Source organism: Virgibacillus sp. LDC-1, assembly GCF_030137545.1.
Taxonomy (GTDB): domain Bacteria; phylum Bacillota; class Bacilli; order Bacillales; family Amphibacillaceae; genus LDC-1.
The window spans coordinates 1-1,768 of the sequence record NZ_JARUVL010000033.1 but is presented as its reverse complement, the minus strand read 5'-3'; the positions used below and the strand labels follow the sequence as shown (position 1 = coordinate 1,768).

Here is a 1,768-nt window from a genome sequence, read left to right as displayed (position 1 = left end):
TAAAAAAATCTCTTGCTAGTTAAAATAAACATTTGCTAGTCCGACCCTGATTTCGTTAAAAAATACTTTTGCGATTTCGGGGTCTTTTCATGCCCAAACCCTTGTCCTGTCATTCTTTTATCGACTTTTTCTTCATTCTAATATCACAAATGTTTTTTATAACTCCGAAAAAAAGGTGAAAAAACAGGCGTAATAGAGGGAAGAAAGTGCCTATTTTTGAAAGAAAAATCATCCAAATGGGGGTTCCGTAGCAAAACTTTATTTTAACGGCAACGGTGGAATGCGGGTTTGAGGGGTGGGATTTAGCAGGANAAAAAAAGGTGAAAAAACAGGCGTAATAGAGGGAAGAAAGTGCCTATTTTTGAAAGAAAAATCATCCAAATGGGGGTTCCGTAGCAAAACTTTATTTTAACGGCAACGGTGGAATGCGGGTTTGAGGGGTGGGATTTAGCAGGAGTTTATTATGGTTTCACAGAAACTATATAGAAATCCTTAGTTTGAACACTTTCACAAGCATTTCGTGTTTGTGGGAGAAGGTGAAAAAACTAGAAAAAAAGTACTGAAAACCACATTACCGTTTCGGTGGTAATTGATCAGGGGTGTGGGAACACAAGAGAATAAGATAGGAAACTGGAACGACGATTTGTATTTAAAAATAATTACAGTCGTCGTTTTTATTTTTTATAAGTTGAGGTTGTCCCTTCTATTAACGCAATTAATGAATAAAAGCATTTAGCTGAACATGGGAAATATGCTGAAAGGTCTTCGTCTTTGGTATTAGGTGCTTTAAAATCATTAATTAAAAAGCAAGAAATTAAGAAGATGATAAGATTCTTTTAATAATTTCCTCAAATGGTTACAAAGAATTAGCCTGATTTAGTTAAACGATGGTGCTAGTCTAGTATTAGAAATAGTTATTTATGGAAAAATTCACTTATGGCATTTTAATCTATATATGGAACGGTGATAGTTATGTTGTATTATTATAATAATTAAAGTTTTAATAAATAGAGTTATACAAGAACTCTATGACTGTTGCACATTGGTAAAAAAATGAAGAAAGACAAAGATGGAGGAGAAAACAATGAATGGTTTAGACGTTTCAAAACATCATGATGTTAGCTTTGATGATTACAAGGGTTGGTTTGAAAAATACAAAAAAAATAACGATGTAAGAGAAATAAATTTTCAGAACGGAGTAGTTAAGAGATTAATAAGTGCCATTTGCCCCAATCTTGATGTTGAAAATATTGAAAAAAAAGGGCCAGACTCGGATATACATGATTATCTTCAATATTGCGGAACATACATAGATCAACAGGGAATAGAAAAGTCATCTACACCTGATTTAGTAATAGCTAACGATTGGAACTGGCTGAACAAGGAAAATAGTGTTGATTATCGTGCCGTTGTAGAGGTTAAGTCACCTTATTTGAATCAACGTATCTATAACAAGGATTATGAAAAATATGGAGAAGACATCAAAAACCAACTAAGTTGTCATTTGTCTGCTAAGAATAATGATAAAGCAATATTAACAGATGCGATGAAGTGGGAATTCTATAAAAAAAATGAGGAAGGTAACGAATTAGTACCTGTTCGAACGATCGAATTGTATGATTTAATCGATGGGAGAGGTCACTGGGAGTGGAAGAAGAGTGAACAAGCCATTGTGAAAGATAATGTTATAACAGAAAGGATAGTAAGTCACAACGAGCAACCTCTGGTAAAAGAGTTTGAAGACCTCAAGGAATTCACAAAAAAATTT

General features: G+C 33.6%; 1 protein-coding gene. It reads left to right on the top strand.

What is annotated here, in order from left to right; genetic code table 11:
- Window positions 1–1,084: 1,084 nt before the first annotated feature.
- Window positions 1,085–1,768: hypothetical protein (locus QBK89_RS14960; RefSeq protein WP_284141815.1), on the top strand; the 684-nt coding region annotated here is incomplete at its 3' end.